We start from the raw sequence: 17,159 nt of genomic DNA, 5'->3' as shown, positions 1-17,159 counted from the left end.
GAATGAAAAGAAATATTTTATGGTTGTCCGTATTCTTTCTTGTGGCGGATATCTCCTTGGCTCAAACCCAGGAACAGATATTGAAATATCGTGCAGAGCCATATGGAGACAAAACTTATAGAAAAAAAGGTGTGATGGATGGAAACCTTGTTCGTACTCTTTTCTCAAACGACGGGCAGGTAGGTACATGGCCGGATAGACCTTCAGGTGAATGGCCGAAAGGAACTGGAGAAATGTATCTTGACGGATGTACACCAGTAATTTCCTCTGCAATACTCGCCCCCGGTAATAAACAAATTGTTCATCCTGCACAAACATCATATAGAGAAGAAGTTGATTTTGATCCAGTAACCGGCGACTTATGGGTTATGGAGCCGATTCCAGGTTATGCAAGATCAGGATCGGAACAACCTGCTATGAGTACAAGACCATTATCCTGGCCGGAACAGTGGCCACGCTCACTTCCAAATGTGGATGCTAATTGGGATGGATATTGGTTTGGATATTTTGGTCGTGGTGTTATGAATGCTGATCTTGAAGTTTTCTATACGATGGACGATTCGAAGGACAAAGAATTTAACCGTGTCCCATATTCATATTTTCCACTTGCATCAGACCACAACAGAGGCGGTTTAGGATTGAGAACCGAAGTTCGCGGATTCCAGTGGTCACATGTACTTGCCGAAGATATTATCTTTTTCCATTATGATATTGTTAATCTCTCGGATGTATCGTTAGATACAACTTACTTTGGATTTTATTGTGATACAGGTGTTGGAGGTGTAAATGACAACGGAGATGACGACGCTTCTTATAATACAAAACTTGATCTTGCATACGCATTCGATCATGATGGAAAATCTCCGGATTTTGTGGGAAAAACCGGATACGTCGGTTATGCATTTTTAGAAAGTCCCGGTAACGCTACCGATGGAATTGACAATGATGAAGATGGATTAGTAGATGAGAGTCGTGATAACGGTATAGATGATAACCACAACTGGGTTCCATTCACAGATTCTAACCACAATGGTAAATGGGATCCGGGAGAACCTTTAAATGATGATCTTGGAAAAGACGGAGTGGGTCCAGATGATCCTCAATACAACGGACCGGATGATGGTGAGGGGGATGGTAAACCAACTGATGGCGAATCAAATTTTGATAGAACGGATAAAGATGAATCTGATCAAATCGGTTTGACAAGTTTGGTAATAGAAAGATTATCTAACAAAGGACCAAACGCTATATGGCCAAAGAATGATGAAGTGATCTGGAGAAAAATGAATTACAATAGTTTTGATACATCATTAACAAATTCTAACATCCAAATTCTGTTTGGTTCAGGCCCTTTTCCATTAAAGATATACAAGCGCGAACGATTTTCTGTAGCATTAGTATTTGGTGTTGATTATGATGATATGGTATTTAACAAAGAGACAGTTCAATCAATCTATAATGCGAATTATAATTTCTCTCAGCCGCCTTTGAAACCTACTTTAACTGCAATTGCAGGGAATAAAAAAGTATTTCTTTATTGGAATGATTACGCCGAAAAGTCTTTTGATCGATTTTTGCGAAGAAAAGATTTTGAAGGCTACTTGCTTTATAGAAGTCAGGAGCCTGAGTTTAATGATATTAAATTGATTACTGACTCCAAGGGTGAACCTAAGTATTGGAAACCTATCGCACAGTTTGATATGAAAGATGGTATTAAAGGACCTGACCCTATTGGAATTAACGGCGCTCATTTTTGGAGGGGGAATGAGACTGGTCTTCAACATTCTTTTGTTGATTCAACCGTTACTAATGGAAGTACATATTATTATGCATTAGTTGCTTATGACCAGGGGGATCCAGCTTATGGTACAAAAGGATTGATTCCCAGTGAGACAACTAAAATTATCTCACAAGATTTTTCAGGCCAGATAAAATTTATAGATATAAATTGTGCGGTTGTAAAACCAAATGCGCCTGCTTCAGGTTATCAACCTCCTCAAGTCTCCGGTGACTTAACCAGAGTTACTTTAGGGCTTGGTTCAGGTAAGATGGATTTGATTGTTCTTAATCCGAATGAAGTAAAAGAAGGCGCAACCTATAAACTTAATTTTACAGCCGCTGGAAATGTACCAACATATAAAACAACCGGTTATTCTCTTAACCGCTCATTTAATGGAACAAATGAAGTTATTTTTGCAAATGTTGACTCTTCTAATTTTGGCGCTGGAAAATACAGTGCACCGTTTGATGGTCTAATACTTTCTGTAAGCAACGATACACTTGGTGTTGTAAAAGAAAAAGGATGGTTGAAGGGTTACAGTAACGTCGATATGATCGTAGCTCCTGATAAAAGTTCACCGACAAGAAATATCGCTTGGCCATCAGATTATGAAATTGAATGGCTGCCCGAGGGTCAGACAATTACAACTCCTTTTACAAAAAAACCTGTTCCATTTAAAGTCCGCAATGCTTCCAGAGGAGAAGAAATTCAAGCTGAGTACTTTGACAATAATGCAGATGGTCAATTCAGTTTGGGCGATGACATTGTAATTATCGAGTATGTGGGAACTCAATTCAAATTGACTTGGAGAATATTATACAGAATTCCATCGGCACCACAGTTTGCTACCCCCAAACCGGGAGATATTTTCAAGTTCGTCACGACCAGGCCTTTTACGACCGGAGATTATTTTCAATTCTCTACTAAAGGTGCAAGAGTTGAAGCAGACAGTGCAAAAAATTCTCTAAGTAAAATTGCAGTCGTTCCTAATCCATATATCAGCGCCAATGCCTGGGAAAAGAGGAATCTAGTTCAAACCGGACGCGGTGAAAGAAGAATTGATTTCATTCATCTTCCAACAATGTGTACTATTAGAATTTACACTGTTACAGGTGCATTAATAAAGACACTTCAAAAAGAAGGCGGTTCGGAAGACGGAACAATATCTTGGAATCTTATAACGGAAGACGGAATGGATTTATCATACGGACTCTATATTTATCATGTTGATGCACTGGAACTAGGTCAATACATCGGCAAATTTGCGGTAATTAAATAGTGATGGAGCGAGATATGAAAAGAATAAAAATAAATTTAGTATTTCTATTTTTGACGGCGGTTCAAAGTTTGGTGATTTTTTCTAGTCTTACCGCACAAAATTTCGTTTCAGATGTTTCCAAGAAAGGAACCACTGCCGCACAATTCCTTTCAATTAATCAAGGTGCTAGAGCTTCCGGAATGGGGAGTGCATATGTAGCGGTTTCTGATGACCCTACTGCAATTTATTGGAATCCTGCAGGTCTCGCAAAAGTACCGGGTGGCGCCGTGGTATTCGACCATTCAAATTGGATTGCGGATATAAATTATAATTATGTAGCTGCTTCTTACAATGTAGGAACTTATGGAACACTTGGCATCAGTTTTCTATCATCTAATGTTGAAGATATGAAAGTCAGAACCATTGCAGATCCGGAAGGTACTGGAGAAATGTTCAGTGTTTCTGATGTTATGTTCAGTGTTGCGTATGCAATTAATTTGACAGATAATTTTGCGATTGGTTTCAACCCTAAATTCATAAGTCAAAAAATATGGAAAACAACAGCAACCGCATTTGCTGTTGATATGGGTGTTCAATACATCACTCCTTTTGATGGGATAGTGCTTGCTATGTCTATATCTAACTTCGGAACAAAAATGAAATTGGAGGGAAATTCTGCTCTTGTACTTTATGATCCGGACAAAAATTCAACCGGTAATAATGATCGAATCCCGGCATACCTGCAAACAGATGAATGGGAACTACCTTTAAACTTTAGAGTCGGAATTTCTTATAGACCAATTAACACGCAAATGCACAAATTCTTAGTTGCGATTGATGCGATGCATCCAAGTGATAATTATGAAAGCATTAATGTAGGCGGTGAGTACACATTCAATGATATGTTCTTTTTGAGAGCTGGTTATAAATCTCTCTTCTTAAAAGATTCCGAAGAGTCATATACATTCGGAGCGGGAGTTCAACAGCGGTTTATAGGAAATGTTGCGATGAAGGTTGATTACTCTTATGGAGATTTTGGAAGATTAAAAAATGTTCAAAAATTTTCATTTAGTATAACTTTCTAAGAATCAGAAAATTGTTCTATTTCATATGGTGCCTCCATATGATTCAGCCGCGGGGTGAGCAAACTATCTCACCCCGTGTGTTATAAAGAAACTCTATTGTGGATTCATTTAATTCCAATAATCGGATTGAAATGCAAGATCTAAAACTTTGCAGAAGATAAATCTTTTCTACGGACAGCATTAATTGAAAACAAAAATTATTATAACGGCAATCTTCTTTTTTTCCCTTCAAATATTTTCCTCTGCTCAGGTAGTTCTACGAGGTGCCGAGTATAGAACCAAAGATTCTTTTATGTACGGAAGATTCGAAGCAAGCATCAAAGCTCCTGGTAAAGAAGGAATGCTTACCTCTCTGTTTACGTATTTTGATGGATTGCCGGGAGATGACTGGGCTTCATCAAAATGGAACGAAGTTGATATCGAAATAATGGGACGCTACAACAACGATGTACAATTCAATACAATTACTGCCGGAGCTGCAAATCATGTGCGTCATCAATATGTTAATTTTAATCCGGCACTAGATTATCACACTTACGCGTTTGAATGGACACCGGAATACATTGCATGGTTTATAGACGGAACTGAAGTCTACAGGCAGACGGGAGACCATGTCAAAACCGTAACTAGGGCGCAAAAACTGATGATGAATATCTGGTGCCCGATCTATACAAACTGGGCTGGCGTCTGGAACGATGCTCTTCTTCCCGGATTCGGCTTTTATGATTGGGCGGCTTATTACAAATATTCACCAGGCACTGGTAATTATGGAACAGGAAACAATTTCACTCTTGATTGGAAAGATGAATTCAATTCATTCGATGATACAAGATGGGAAAAGGGGGATCATGGATTCAATGGAAATAAAAGCAGTTTCATCCCTGATAATATTGTATTTGCTGAAGGAAAATTAATTCTCTGTCTGACTGACAAATCAACTCCCGGTTATGTTGATAATATAAAGCCCACAATGTTGAATGTAAGAGCTGATTCCGAATCTAAAATAGAAATATTTTTTTCTGAAAAGATAGAAAAAACAAGTGCAGAGACAATAGGAAATTATATTATTCCAGGCTTTACAGTTAACAACGCAGCTCTCTTGCCGGATAAAAGAACAATTGAACTTCAAGTGAACGGTTTGGATTTGAATTCACACCCAAATTTAATTGTATCTGGTATTAGAGACTTAGCTGTACCCGTTAACATATCAGACTTGCATCTTCGCCCAATCCTGATTACAAAAAAATTTACTTTACCCCTGAAGATTAATGTAGGCGGAAATGTTTATAAAGATTTTATCGCCGATAACGAATTCATAACCGATACTTCCAATTATGGTTTCATGGAAGGAACGAAAGGCGGACCTTTTGCAAATGAAATAAACAACACTCTTGATGATCAGATTTATCAAACCGAAATTAATGGATTAGCAAAGTATATTCTGCGGATACCAAATGGTAAGTATAAAATAAAACTTCTGTTAGCCGAAAATTATTATAACTCCCCAGGTAAAAGAGTTTTTGATATTTATATTCAAGGCAATCTTGTTATCAACGGATTGGATATTTTTAAAGAAGCAGGTTCGAAAGCGGCAGTAGAAAAAATTATTGAAGATGTTGAAGTGAAAGACTATCTAATTGATATTCATTTTGCTGCGCAGATTGAAAGACCGCTTCTCAACGGAATAATAATTGAATCACTCGAAGCATCTGATGTCAAGACTGGGGCAAATATTCCTAATGAATTCAAACTCGAACAGAATTATCCAAACCCTTTCAATCCGGGTACATCAATAAGCTATCGTCTTCCAAATTCCAGTTTTGTCTCGTTGAAAGTATTTGATTCTCTTGGATCTGAAATTGCGGTTCTTGTAAATGAAGAACAAGCATCCGGAAATTACAAGGTGGATTTCAATGCAAATTTTAAAAATAACGGTAAAAAATTTTCAAGCGGAGTTTACTTCTATTCTTTACAGACAGATAATTATTTTCTAACAAAAAAAATGTTGCTGCTGAAATAATATTGATATAACCAATAAGGAGAATTAGATGGCTTCCTCAATACCAACTAAGTCTGATGCAAAAGCTGTTAATGGTGGGCAAAATTACAACTTCGCGCTAACAGTTCTTACATCGTTATTTTTTATGTGGGGATTTATTACGTGTCTGAATGATATTTTGATCCCTCATCTAAAAGCTGTCTTCACTTTAAATTATACACAAGTGATGTTGATTCAATTCAGTTTTTTTACTGCTTATGCAATTGTATCTCTGCCGGCAGGAATTCTTGTAGAAAAAATTGGTTATAAAAACGGAATAGTAATTGGTTTAATAACAGCTGGTATTGGCTGTTTATTGTTTTATCCATCAGCAAGTATGCAGTCTTATGCTATGTTTTTAGGTGCGTTATTTGTTCTAGCTGGTGGTATCACAATACTTCAGGTTGCAGCTAATCCTTACGTTGCAATTCTTGGTAAACCCGAAACTGCGTCCAGTAGGTTAAATCTTACTCAAGCATTCAATTCGCTTGGAACTACAATCGCACCATACTTTGGTTCATTGATAATTCTTTCTTTAGCAGTGAAGACAGTTGAAGATTTTAAAACAATGAACGCCGATCAAATTACTGCTTATAAATTAGCAGAGTCCGGTGCAGTTCAAGTTCCTTATCTTGGATTAGCAGCAGCATTGTTTGTGATTGCTGCAATCTTTGCCGTAATCAAGTTACCAAAAGTTGAAGCGTCCGATATTCTGGCAAGCGGTGATGATGGTGTGAATTACCATGATATGCACAAAAGTGCATGGGGTTATAAACATTTGGTACTTGGTGCAATTGGAATTTTTGTTTACGTCGGCGGCGAAGTTTCTATCGGAAGTTTTCTTGTTAACTATATCGGTCAACCTTTCATTGCCGGGTTAAAAGAATCCGATGCGGGTAAGTTTGTATCCTTCTATTGGGGTGGGGCTATGATTGGTAGATTCATCGGTTCTGCTGTTCAGAGAAAAATTAATCCCGGAAAAGTTCTTGCTTTTAATGCTTTAGTTGCCGGAATTCTAGTGATTATTTCGATGCTGACTTTTGGTCAGGTTGCAATGTGGGCCATTCTTTTAGTTGGACTTTTTAATTCCATAATGTTCCCGACAATCTTTACACTTGCAATTGATGGACTTGGCAAACATACCGGCCAAGCTTCTGGAATTCTTTGTACAGCAATTGTCGGTGGTGCTATTCTTCCGGTTGTTCAAGGTTTCTTTGCGGATAATATCGGAATCCATCATGCGTTTTTTATCCCTGTATTATGTTATGTGTACATTGCTTATTACGGACTCAAGGGACATAAACCGTCTTACATTATTGCAAAGGCTTAGCCATGAAGAAAAAAGTTGCCATCGGAATTGATGTCGGAGGCACTAATACTGTATTTGGTTTTGTTGATGAAGTGGGTGAGTGTATTTACGAAGCATCAATCTTAACTCATGCGGATCAGAATGCAGATCAATTGTTTAGCAGATTGTTTAAGAAAATAGATGATGATTTTAAAAAATATTCTGATGCTTATGAATTAGTTGGGATCGGAATCGGTGCACCAAACGCAAATTATTATAAAGGTACTGTTGAACTTCCCCCAAATTTGAATTGGGGAGTAGTAAATGTTTTAGATATAATAAAAAAATATTCTCCGCTACCTTCTGCAATTACAAACGATGCAAACGCGGCTGCAATTGGAGAGATGATTTTCGGTGCAGCAAAAGGAATGAAAGATTTTATTGTTATAACTCTTGGCACCGGGTTAGGCAGCGGAATTGTAGTTAACGGTCAATTGGTCTATGGAGCCGACGGGTTTGCAGGAGAGATTGGCCACACGATTGTTGATCCTAATGGACGGGAGTGCGGTTGCGGAAGAAAAGGATGTCTGGAAACTTATGCATCTGCTTCTGGTATCCGGAGGACGATTTTTGAATTAATCTGCATCACGAATATTCCGAGTGAGTTAAGGGATATGAGTTTTAATCAACTTACGGCAAAAGATATTGCAGATGCGGCAAACCGCGGAGATAAACTTGCTCTTGCCGCTTTTGACTACACTGCTAAAATTCTTGGTCTCAAACTTGCGGATTCCGTTGCGTATCTAAGTCCCGAGGCAATAATTCTTTTTGGTGGTCTGGCTCTCGCCGGTGATTTAATTTTTGTACCAACCAAGCGATACATGGAAGAATTCATTCTGAACATTTTCAAAAACAAAGTTAAACTTCTGCCTTCTTTATTACCTGGAGCTCACGCCGCTATTCTTGGTGCCAGTGCATTAATCTGGAATGAATTAAATAAAACAAATTGATAATATCTTATTGAAAAATTCCGTTACAATATTGTTGAATTAATCTTTTAAGGACAGATATGAAAAAGAATATCCATTTCCTCGTAATTTTTTTCTTTGTGGGAGTAATTTTGACTAACGCACAAACCGATAAGGAAAAAGCCATTGAAAAAAAAGCTAATACACTTCTTTCTCAAATGACACTCGATGAAAAGATCGGTCAGATGACACAAGTTGATTATGACGCGATCAAAAAAAATGTGAATGACATTGTTAAATATTCTCTTGGATCTATTTTATGCGGAGGTAATTCTGAGCCTGAAGATATTACAGCAAAAGGCTGGGCAGATCTTTACGATAAATTTCAAAACATAGCTTTAACAAATCGTTTGAAAATTCCAATCATTTGGGGAATTGATGCGGTGCATGGGCATAACAATGTTGACGGCGCAACTATCTTTCCGCACAATGTTGGATTAGGAGCTACACGTAATCCAAAACTTATCGAGCAGGTTGCTGCCGTTACAGCCGCTGAAATTAAAGGAACTGGAATGCAATGGGATTTTGCTCCTTGCGTTGCTGTGGCCCGAAATGAAAGATGGGGAAGAACTTATGAAAGTTACGGTGAGGAACCGGATTTGGTTAAAACGTTAGGCGCAGCTTATGTTAAAGGAATGCAGGGAAAGAATCTTTCGGATAAAAATTCGGTGCTTGCCTGCATTAAACATTTTGTCGGTGATGGCGGAACTACAAATGGAAAAGATCAGGGCAACACAGAAGTTGATGAAGCAACTCTCCGTAAAATTCATATGCAAGGTTATGTTGAAGCAATTAGAGCGGGTGCTAAATCAATTATGGTTTCATACAGCAGCTGGAACGGTGAAAAAATGCACGGTCAAAAATATTTGCTAACCGATGTATTGAAAGGCGAACTTGGTTTTAATGGATTTTTGGTCTCCGATTGGCAGGGCATCGATCAACTCGGCAAAGATTACAAGAACGATATTGAAAAATCTATTAATGCCGGTCTTGATATGATCATGATTCCCAACGCTCCTGGACAAAATAACAACTACGTTGAATTCATTACATTCTTGAAAGAACTTGTAAATGAAAACAAAGTACCAATTAGCAGAATTGATGACGCCGTTAAAAGAATATTAAAAGTAAAATTTGAACTGGGGCTTTTTGAAAACGCATTCACGGATAAAAATCTTACTGCGTTAGTTGGTTCAAAGGAACATAGAGAAGTTGCACGTGATGCGGTTCGAAAGTCTCTTGTACTACTAAAGAACGAAAATAATATTCTCCCGCTCTCAAAAGATTTGAAACACATCCACGTAACAGGAAAGAGCGCCGACGATATTGGCAATCAATGCGGCGGCTGGACTATCATTTGGCAAAGCAAGAGCGGAAATATTATATCCGGCGGTACAACAATTTTGCAGGCAATTAAAAATACAGTCTCTAGCAGCACAAAAGTCACAACATCTACTGATGGCTCCGGTGCAGAATATGCTGATGTTTGTATTGTAGTTATTGGAGAAACTCCTTATGCTGAAATGTTAGGCGACCGTGAGGATTTAAGTCTTGCTAAAGAAGATGTTGATACAATCGAAAAAGCAAAAGCATCGGGAGTCCCGGTAGTTGTAATTCTTCTTTCAGGAAGACCGATGCTGATTGAATCGGCATTAAATAAAAGTAAAGCGTTTATAGCCGCATGGCTGCCGGGAACAGAAGGTCAGGGTTTAGCAGATATTCTCTTTGGTGATTTTAAACCGGTAGGAAAATTGCCTCACTCATGGCCCAAAAACATGAAACAGATTCCAATAAATGTTGGTGATGCAAATTACGATCCGTTGTTCGCTTATGGATTTGGATTAACATATTAGTAATAAACGTTTTGAAAAAAATTAAATCAGACGGCAAAATAAATTCAGAAATATTTTAGCAAAACACCGAGGACTAACATGAAGAATATTATCATTTTCTTTTTGATATGCACAATTTCATTTGCACAGAAAAAAACGATCGAACAGCGCATTGATTCGGTTCTTACGTTAATGACTCTTGATGAAAAAGTTGGTCAGCTTGTTCAGTATAGTGGTGGCTGGGCAACCGGAACACAGACCGAAAAACCATCCGAAGGAAGCGATGCATTAATTCTTAAAGGCAAAGTCGGTTCATTTCTTAATATTTTCGGTGCAGAAGCAACGAAGAAAATGCAGAAGATTGCTGTTGAACAATCACGTTTAAAAATCCCTTTGATTTTCGGTCTTGACGTAATACATGGATTTCGAACAACATTTCCAGTTCCTCTTGCAGAAGCAAGCAGTTGGAATCCTGTGCTTGTTGAGAAATCTGCTCGCTGGCAAGCAATTGAAGCATCATCGGCAGGAGTTCATTGGACATTCAACCCGATGGTTGATATCGCGCGCGATCCGCGGTGGGGAAGAATTATGGAAGGAAGCGGTGAGGATCCATACCTTGGTTCAATGATGGCTGTTGCACGTGTGAAAGGATACCAGGGAAAAGATCTTTCGGATGCTAATACTATCGCAGCATGCATTAAACATTTTGCCGGTTACGGAGGAGCAGAAGGCGGACGCGATTACAATACCGTTGATTTTTCAGAAAGAACTTTCAGAGAAATTTATTTGCGTCCATTTAAAGCGGCAGTTGAAGCAGGTGCTGCTACATTGATGGCTTCGTTCAATGAAATCGGAGGTGTCCCTTCATCCTCTAATAAATTTCTTCTTACAAAAATTTTACGGAACGAATGGAAATTTGACGGCTTTGTTGTAAGTGATTGGAATTCGATTGGAGAATTGATCCCACACGGAGTTGCTCGAGATTTAAAACAAGCCGGGGAACTTGCAATAAATGCCGGTCTTGATATGGATATGGAATCAAATTCTTATTACACCAATCTTGCCGATTTAGTCAAAGAAGGTAAAGTCTCAAAGAAAGTTTTAGATGAAAGTGTACGAAGAGTACTAAGAATTAAATTCCGTCTCGGTTTATTCGACGATCCATACAAATATTGTGATGTAGAACGTGAAAAAAAATCGATAATGAGCAAAGAAATTGTTCAGGCAACTTTGGAATCAGCACGTGAATCGATAGTGCTTCTTAAAAATGAAAATAATCTTCTTCCTCTTAGAAAAGATTTGAAGAAAATTGCAGTTGTAGGTCCTCTTGCAAATTCAAAAGATGATCCGCTCGGCGGATGGGATCAGCAGGGAAATACAAATAATGTTGTTACGGTTTTGGAAGGGATCAAAAATAAATTAGGAAATGTTGCAGAGATCAGTTTTGAAGAGGGATGTACAATTGAAGGAAAAGAGAAAGGCGGTTTCAGCAAAGCTGTCGATCTGGTTAAATCGTCCGATGTAGCAATTGTAGTTATCGGTGAAAGTAGAAACATGACAGCCGAAGCAAGTTCTCGCGCTAAATTGGATCTGCCTGGTGTTCAGCAGAGTTTCGTTGAAGAAATTCAAAAAACCGGCAAACCGATCGTTGTCGTGCTTATGAATGGAAGACCATTGACGATTACCTGGATTCAGCAAAATATTTCTGCAGTAGTTGAATCTTGGTATCTTGGAATCCAGGCGGGTAATGCAATTGCAGATGTGCTCTTCGGTGATTACAATCCGAGCGGAAAACTTCCTGTAACATTCCCGCGTTATGTAGGTCAGATTCCAATTTACTATAACCACAAAAATACAGGCCGTCCGTACGATCCGAAGAATCACTTCACATCATACTATATGGATTTGGAAAACACTCCTCTTTATCCATTCGGTTTCGGTTTAAGTTACACTACATTTGCTTATTCCGATATTACTTTGAGTAAAAACAAAATTAAGAAAAGCGAATCGATCACGGTGTCAGTCAACATTAGAAACAGCGGTACAAGAGATGGTGAAGAAGTTGTTCAACTTTATATTCGTGATTTGGTGGGAAGTGTAACCCGCCCTGTTAAAGAGTTAAAAGATTTCACAAAAATATTCTTGAGAGCCGGTGAGTCGAAAAAAGTTGAATTCACACTTACTCCTGAGAAACTGAAATTCTATGATATCAATATGAATTTTGTTGTTGAGCCGGGAGATTTCAAAGTATTTGTTGGCACCAACTCGGATGATGTAAAAGAAGCTTCCTTCTCGGTTATTCAATAGGAGATGAAAAAATGAAAGCGAGAGTATTTTTATTCCTTACGGGTTATTTGATGCTGCTTGTCGGTTGTTCACTCGATATAGTTAAAGAGAGTGGCGTTAAAAAGCAGGAAGAAAAAAGTTTGAATACAAATTTTGAACAGCAGGTAAGTATCAATTACCTCCTTTATCTGCCGAAAGATTATAACGGAAAAGACAAATTTCCATTGATGATGTTCTTGCACGGAAGCGGCGAGCGAGGTAAAAATCTTGAACTAGTTAAAAAAAATGGACCGCCCAAACTTATAGAGCAGGGAAAAGATTTTCCGTTTATAATCATATCGCCGCAATGCCCCGAGGGAGTCCGCTGGAAAACAAATACTCTAGTCGCTCTGCTCGATGAAATTATTAAGAACTATAACATTGATGAAAACAGAATTTACATTACCGGTTTGAGTATGGGAGGATACGGAACGTGGAAATTGGCAAATGAAATTCCTGAGCGACTTGCCGCTATAATGCCCATCTGTGGCTGGGGCGATTCATGGACGATTTGTGAGATTGGTGATCTTCCTGTCTGGGCATTCCATGGTGCAAAAGACAATGTTGTGCCGGTGCAGAGGGATCAGGAACTTGTCGATGCACTTAAAGCATGTAAGGGTAATGCAAAACTAACAATCTATCCGGAAGCTTATCACGACTCTTGGACTCAAACATATGATAATCCTGAAGTTTATGAATGGCTGTTGAAACAAACGAAAGATCAAAGAAAAAGATTGAACTCGAATTGGTTCTAATAATAGTTAAGGAGAGACCGGTGAAAAAGATTTTTGTATTCCTATCTCTATCAATAATTATCGGAGTGAGTTTATTTGCCCAGCCAAAGCGATTTATTAAATGCGAAGGCAAAAATTTTGTTGATGCAGGCGGGAAAATCTTTTTACCGAAGGGGATAAACCTCGGCAACTGGCTCAATCCGGAAGGGTATATGTTTCGGTTCGAAAATGTGAGCTCTTTCCGGTTGATCGATAATACATTCAAAGAACTTCTCGGTGCTGATGAAACAAGAAAATTCTGGAAAACTTTTCGTGATAATTACATAACGAGGGAGGATATTCATTTTATAAAAAGTACCGGATTGAATCACATACGCGTTCCGTTCAATTTCAAATTATTTCTTGTAGAAGATCATCCCGAAATTTTTCTAGAAGAGGGATTCAAACGCCTGGATGATGTAATTAAATGGTGCCGAGAAGAGAATCTGTATGTTCTAGTAGATCTGCATGCAGCGCCGGGTGGACAGACAGGTGATAATATTGATGATAGCTGGAGTTATCCATTCCTTTTTGAAAGTGGAGAAGCGCAGCAGACAACTATTGCTCTCTGGAAAAAACTTGCCTCGAGATACAAGAGTGAAAAAATAATTTTAGGTTATGATTTATTGAATGAGCCGATTCCTCATTTCTACGAGAACAAAGAGGAATTAAACAAATTGCTTGAACCGTTTTATAAAAAACTAACAGCTGCAATTCGAAGTGTAGATAAAAATCATATAATCTTTCTCGGCGGCTCGCAATGGAATACTAATTTCAAAGTATTCGGAGTTCCTTTTGATAAAAATCTAGCTTATACATTTCACAAATACTGGATGCCAACCGAGCAGAAGGAAATTCAGGAGTATGTTGATTACAGTAATAAATACAATGTCCCAACGTATCTGGGTGAATCCGGTGAGAATGAAGATGCCTGGATTGATTCATTTAGAAAACTTTTAGAAAAGAATGAAATAGGCTGGTGCTTCTGGCCCTATAAAAAGATGGATTCAACGCGCGGAATATCATCCTTCATGCAAACAGAAGAATGGAAACAGATAGTCAAATATGCTGAAGCCCCTAAGAAAAATTTTGAGGAAGTCCGCAAGGCAAAACCTTCGCGCGAAGTTGTAAAAAAAGCATTTAGTGATTTGCTGGAAAATATCAAATTCAAAAATTGTTCTATCAATTCGGGATATCTAAGCGCATTAGGAATGAATCGTTAAATCAAAATCTTAGCAAAGCAAAAGGAGAAGTTATGAAAATATCTTTGTTATCATTGATTATACTATTCGCGTCCATTGTGTCTGCGCAGGAGAATATTCCATATAAAAATCCAAAATTGAATCTTGAAGTACGGGTGGATGATTTACTGCAGAGAATGACGCTGGAAGAAAAAATCGATCTCCTCGGCGGAACCGGATTTGCCACTAAGCCTAACGAACGTCTTGGCATTCCGGAACTTAGAATGTCTGATGGTCCGGTCGGAGTTCGATGGAATCCGTCAACTGCTTTCCCTGCTTCAGTTGCCATGGCGGCTACATGGGATCCGGATTTAGTTAATGAAATCGGAAGTTCAATTGGACGCGAAACCCGAGGTAAGGGGCGGCACGTAATTCTTGGACCGTGTGTAAACATTGCTCGCTTACCAATGGGCGGAAGAAATTTTGAAAGCTTTGGCGAAGATCCTTTCTTAACATCACGTATGGCAGTTTCTTATATCAAAGGTGTACAGAAAGAAAATGTTGCGGCAACAATTAAACACTTTGCTGTTAACAATCAAGAACATGAAAGAGGATGGATAGATGTACTTGTAAGCGAACGCGCACTAAATGAAATTTATCTTCCTTCATTTAAAGCTGCGGTTACTGAAGCAGACGTTCTCTGCGTAATGAGTTCATACAATAAAGTTAATATGCATTATGCAAGCGAAAATGATTATCTGCTTATCGACAAATTGAAAAAAGAATGGGGATTTAAAGGATTAGTGATGAGCGATTGGGGTGCGGTTCATTCATCAATTCCAACAGCGAAGGGAGGACTTGATCTTGAAATGCCTACCGGAGAATTCCTGAATCAGAAAACATTGCTTAATGAAATTAAGAGTGGAAATATTTCCCTCTCTGCAATTGACGATAAAGTGAAAAGAATTCTGGGTGTAATTTATAAACTTGGTTTGTTCGATAATCCGGAATGGAAAGAAAATCCTTCTCTTGTAAACAGTTCAGAAAACCGGAAAGCCGCATATGAAACTTCTCTTGCATCAATCGTTCTACTCAAGAACGATCAAAACATTTTACCTCTTCAACAAGATGAAATTAATACAATTGCCGTAATTGGACCGGGGGCGCAAATTCCAAGAACTGGCGGAGGCGGAAGCGCATATGTGACTCCTATCGATCCCGTTTCCCCGCTTGATGCTTTGAAGAAAAAACTTTCCGACAAAATTAAAATTGAATTTGCGCAGGGAGTGAATCTTGAAGGTGATACCGATGGAATTGAAACAAAATATTTATTTACAGATCAATCTCAAAAGCAAAACGGATTGAACGGCGAATACTTCTCCAATATTGATTTAAGCGGAACTCCTATTCTAAAAAGGATTGATCAAAGAATTAATTTCCAGTGGGATGAAAAAAGTCCGGCAGAAAATATCGGGGAAGATAATTTTTCGGTGAGATGGACCGGTTATATTAAAGCCCCAAAGACAGGTGATTTTGTTCTTAGTACTTCAACAGATGATGGTGCGCGTCTATACTTTGAAGACAAACTTGTTATAAACGATTGGAATGATCATTCGGTTGAAACTAGAGCTTATACAACTCATTTAGAAGAAGGAAAGCTTTACAAAATCAAGATGGAATATTATGAAAGAGGCGGCGGAGCTATTGCAGTATTAGGTTGGACAACACAGGGTAATGAATTGCTGAATGCGGCCATCGAAGCTGCAAGGAAAGCAGATCAAGTTCTTTTATTTGTCGGTACATCGTACCAAATTGAAACCGAAGGAAAGGACAGAGATAATTTATTTCTTCCCGGTGAACAAGATGAACTGATCTCCAAAGTTGCAGAAGTAAATAAAAATGTTGTTGTTGTTTTAACTACCGGTGCACCAGTATTAATGGATAAATGGATTAACAAAGTGAACGGCGTTTTAGAAATGTGGTTTGGCGGAAGTGAAGGCGGAAACGCAATTGCAGAAGTTGTTCTTGGTAACTATAACCCATCAGGAAAATTGCCGGTAACATTTCCTAAGCGTTGGGAAGATTGTTCGGCATTCGGAACTTACAAAGCATTTCCAGCACGTACATATTATGCAGATGATATTTATGTAGGGTACCGTCATTTTGATAAAAATAATCTTGAACCGCTATTTCCGTTTGGGTATGGATTATCCTACACAACTTTTGAATATTCAAATATTAATGTAACATCGGACGGAAATGATTTTACCATTTCATTCGACTTGAAGAACACCGGGACTATTGCCGGTGCTGAGGTAGCACAGTTGTATATTGAAGAGAAAGAACCAAAGGTTGACCGTCCTCTAAAAGAGCTGAAGGCATTTACAAAAGTAAAATTAAATCCAGGCGAGTTGAAAAAAATAACTCTATCTGTTTCAAAAAATGCATTAGCTTATTTTGATGGACAAATGCAATCATGGCAAGTTGAATCTGGTAGTTATCAGTTTCTTATTGGCGGTTCCTCAAGAGATATAAGATTAAAAACGGAAGTTGTTATTAATTAAGTAGTGA

The 17,159-nt window shown here is 38.3% G+C and carries 10 protein-coding genes; all 10 read left to right on the top strand.

The genetic code is table 11. The annotated features are described in order from the left end of the window. Positions 1 to 2: 2 nt before the first annotated feature. The 10 genes from NTX65_04105 (at position 3) to NTX65_04060 (ending at position 17,152) form a co-directional block, all read left to right on the top strand. Positions 3 to 3,059: a hypothetical protein gene (locus NTX65_04105; GenBank protein MCX6168499.1), complete on the top strand. Its 3,057-nt coding sequence runs from the start codon at positions 3 to 5 to the stop codon at positions 3,057 to 3,059. Between the two features lie 14 nt (positions 3,060 to 3,073). Then, a complete protein-coding gene (locus tag NTX65_04100; GenBank protein MCX6168498.1) occupies positions 3,074 to 4,123 on the top strand; it encodes a PorV/PorQ family protein in 1,050 nt (349 codons plus the stop codon). Positions 4,124 to 4,307: 184 nt separating this feature from the next. Next, entirely contained in the window at positions 4,308 to 6,143 is a 1,836-nt protein-coding gene (locus NTX65_04095) for a family 16 glycosylhydrolase (protein ID MCX6168497.1), read from the top strand. A 28-nt stretch (positions 6,144 to 6,171) separates the two neighbouring features. After that, on the top strand, positions 6,172 to 7,491 hold the full coding sequence (locus NTX65_04090; GenBank protein ID MCX6168496.1) for a sugar MFS transporter: 1,320 nt from the start codon (positions 6,172 to 6,174) through the stop codon (positions 7,489 to 7,491). A 2-nt stretch (positions 7,492 to 7,493) separates the two neighbouring features. Then, on the top strand, positions 7,494 to 8,459 hold the full coding sequence (locus NTX65_04085; protein ID MCX6168495.1) for an ROK family protein: 966 nt from the start codon (positions 7,494 to 7,496) through the stop codon (positions 8,457 to 8,459). A 59-nt stretch (positions 8,460 to 8,518) separates the two neighbouring features. After that, positions 8,519 to 10,330, top strand: a complete 1,812-nt coding sequence (locus NTX65_04080; protein MCX6168494.1) for a glycoside hydrolase family 3 protein — start codon at positions 8,519 to 8,521, stop codon at positions 10,328 to 10,330. Between the two features lie 78 nt (positions 10,331 to 10,408). After that, the gene (locus tag NTX65_04075) at positions 10,409 to 12,616 is read left to right on the top strand and encodes a glycoside hydrolase family 3 C-terminal domain-containing protein (protein ID MCX6168493.1); all 2,208 of its coding nucleotides are present in this window, start codon (positions 10,409 to 10,411) and stop codon (positions 12,614 to 12,616) included. 11 nt (positions 12,617 to 12,627) lie between these two features. Next, a complete protein-coding gene (locus tag NTX65_04070; protein MCX6168492.1) occupies positions 12,628 to 13,389 on the top strand; it encodes a prolyl oligopeptidase family serine peptidase in 762 nt (253 codons plus the stop codon). Continuing rightward, entirely contained in the window at positions 13,332 to 14,630 is a 1,299-nt protein-coding gene (locus NTX65_04065; GenBank protein ID MCX6168491.1) for a cellulase family glycosylhydrolase, read from the top strand. The genes NTX65_04070 and NTX65_04065 overlap by 58 nt, the downstream gene beginning before the upstream one ends. Positions 14,631 to 14,662: 32 nt before the next feature. After that, positions 14,663 to 17,152, top strand: coding sequence for a glycoside hydrolase family 3 C-terminal domain-containing protein (locus tag NTX65_04060; protein ID MCX6168490.1), 2,490 nt, complete (start codon positions 14,663 to 14,665; stop codon positions 17,150 to 17,152). Positions 17,153 to 17,159: the final 7 nt, after the last annotated feature.

This window comes from Ignavibacteriales bacterium (genome assembly GCA_026390795.1).
Classification (GTDB): domain Bacteria; phylum Bacteroidota; class Ignavibacteria; order Ignavibacteriales; family Melioribacteraceae; genus Fen-1258.
The sequence above is the reverse complement of the archived record's forward strand: the minus strand, read 5'-3'. Positions and strand labels throughout refer to the sequence as shown.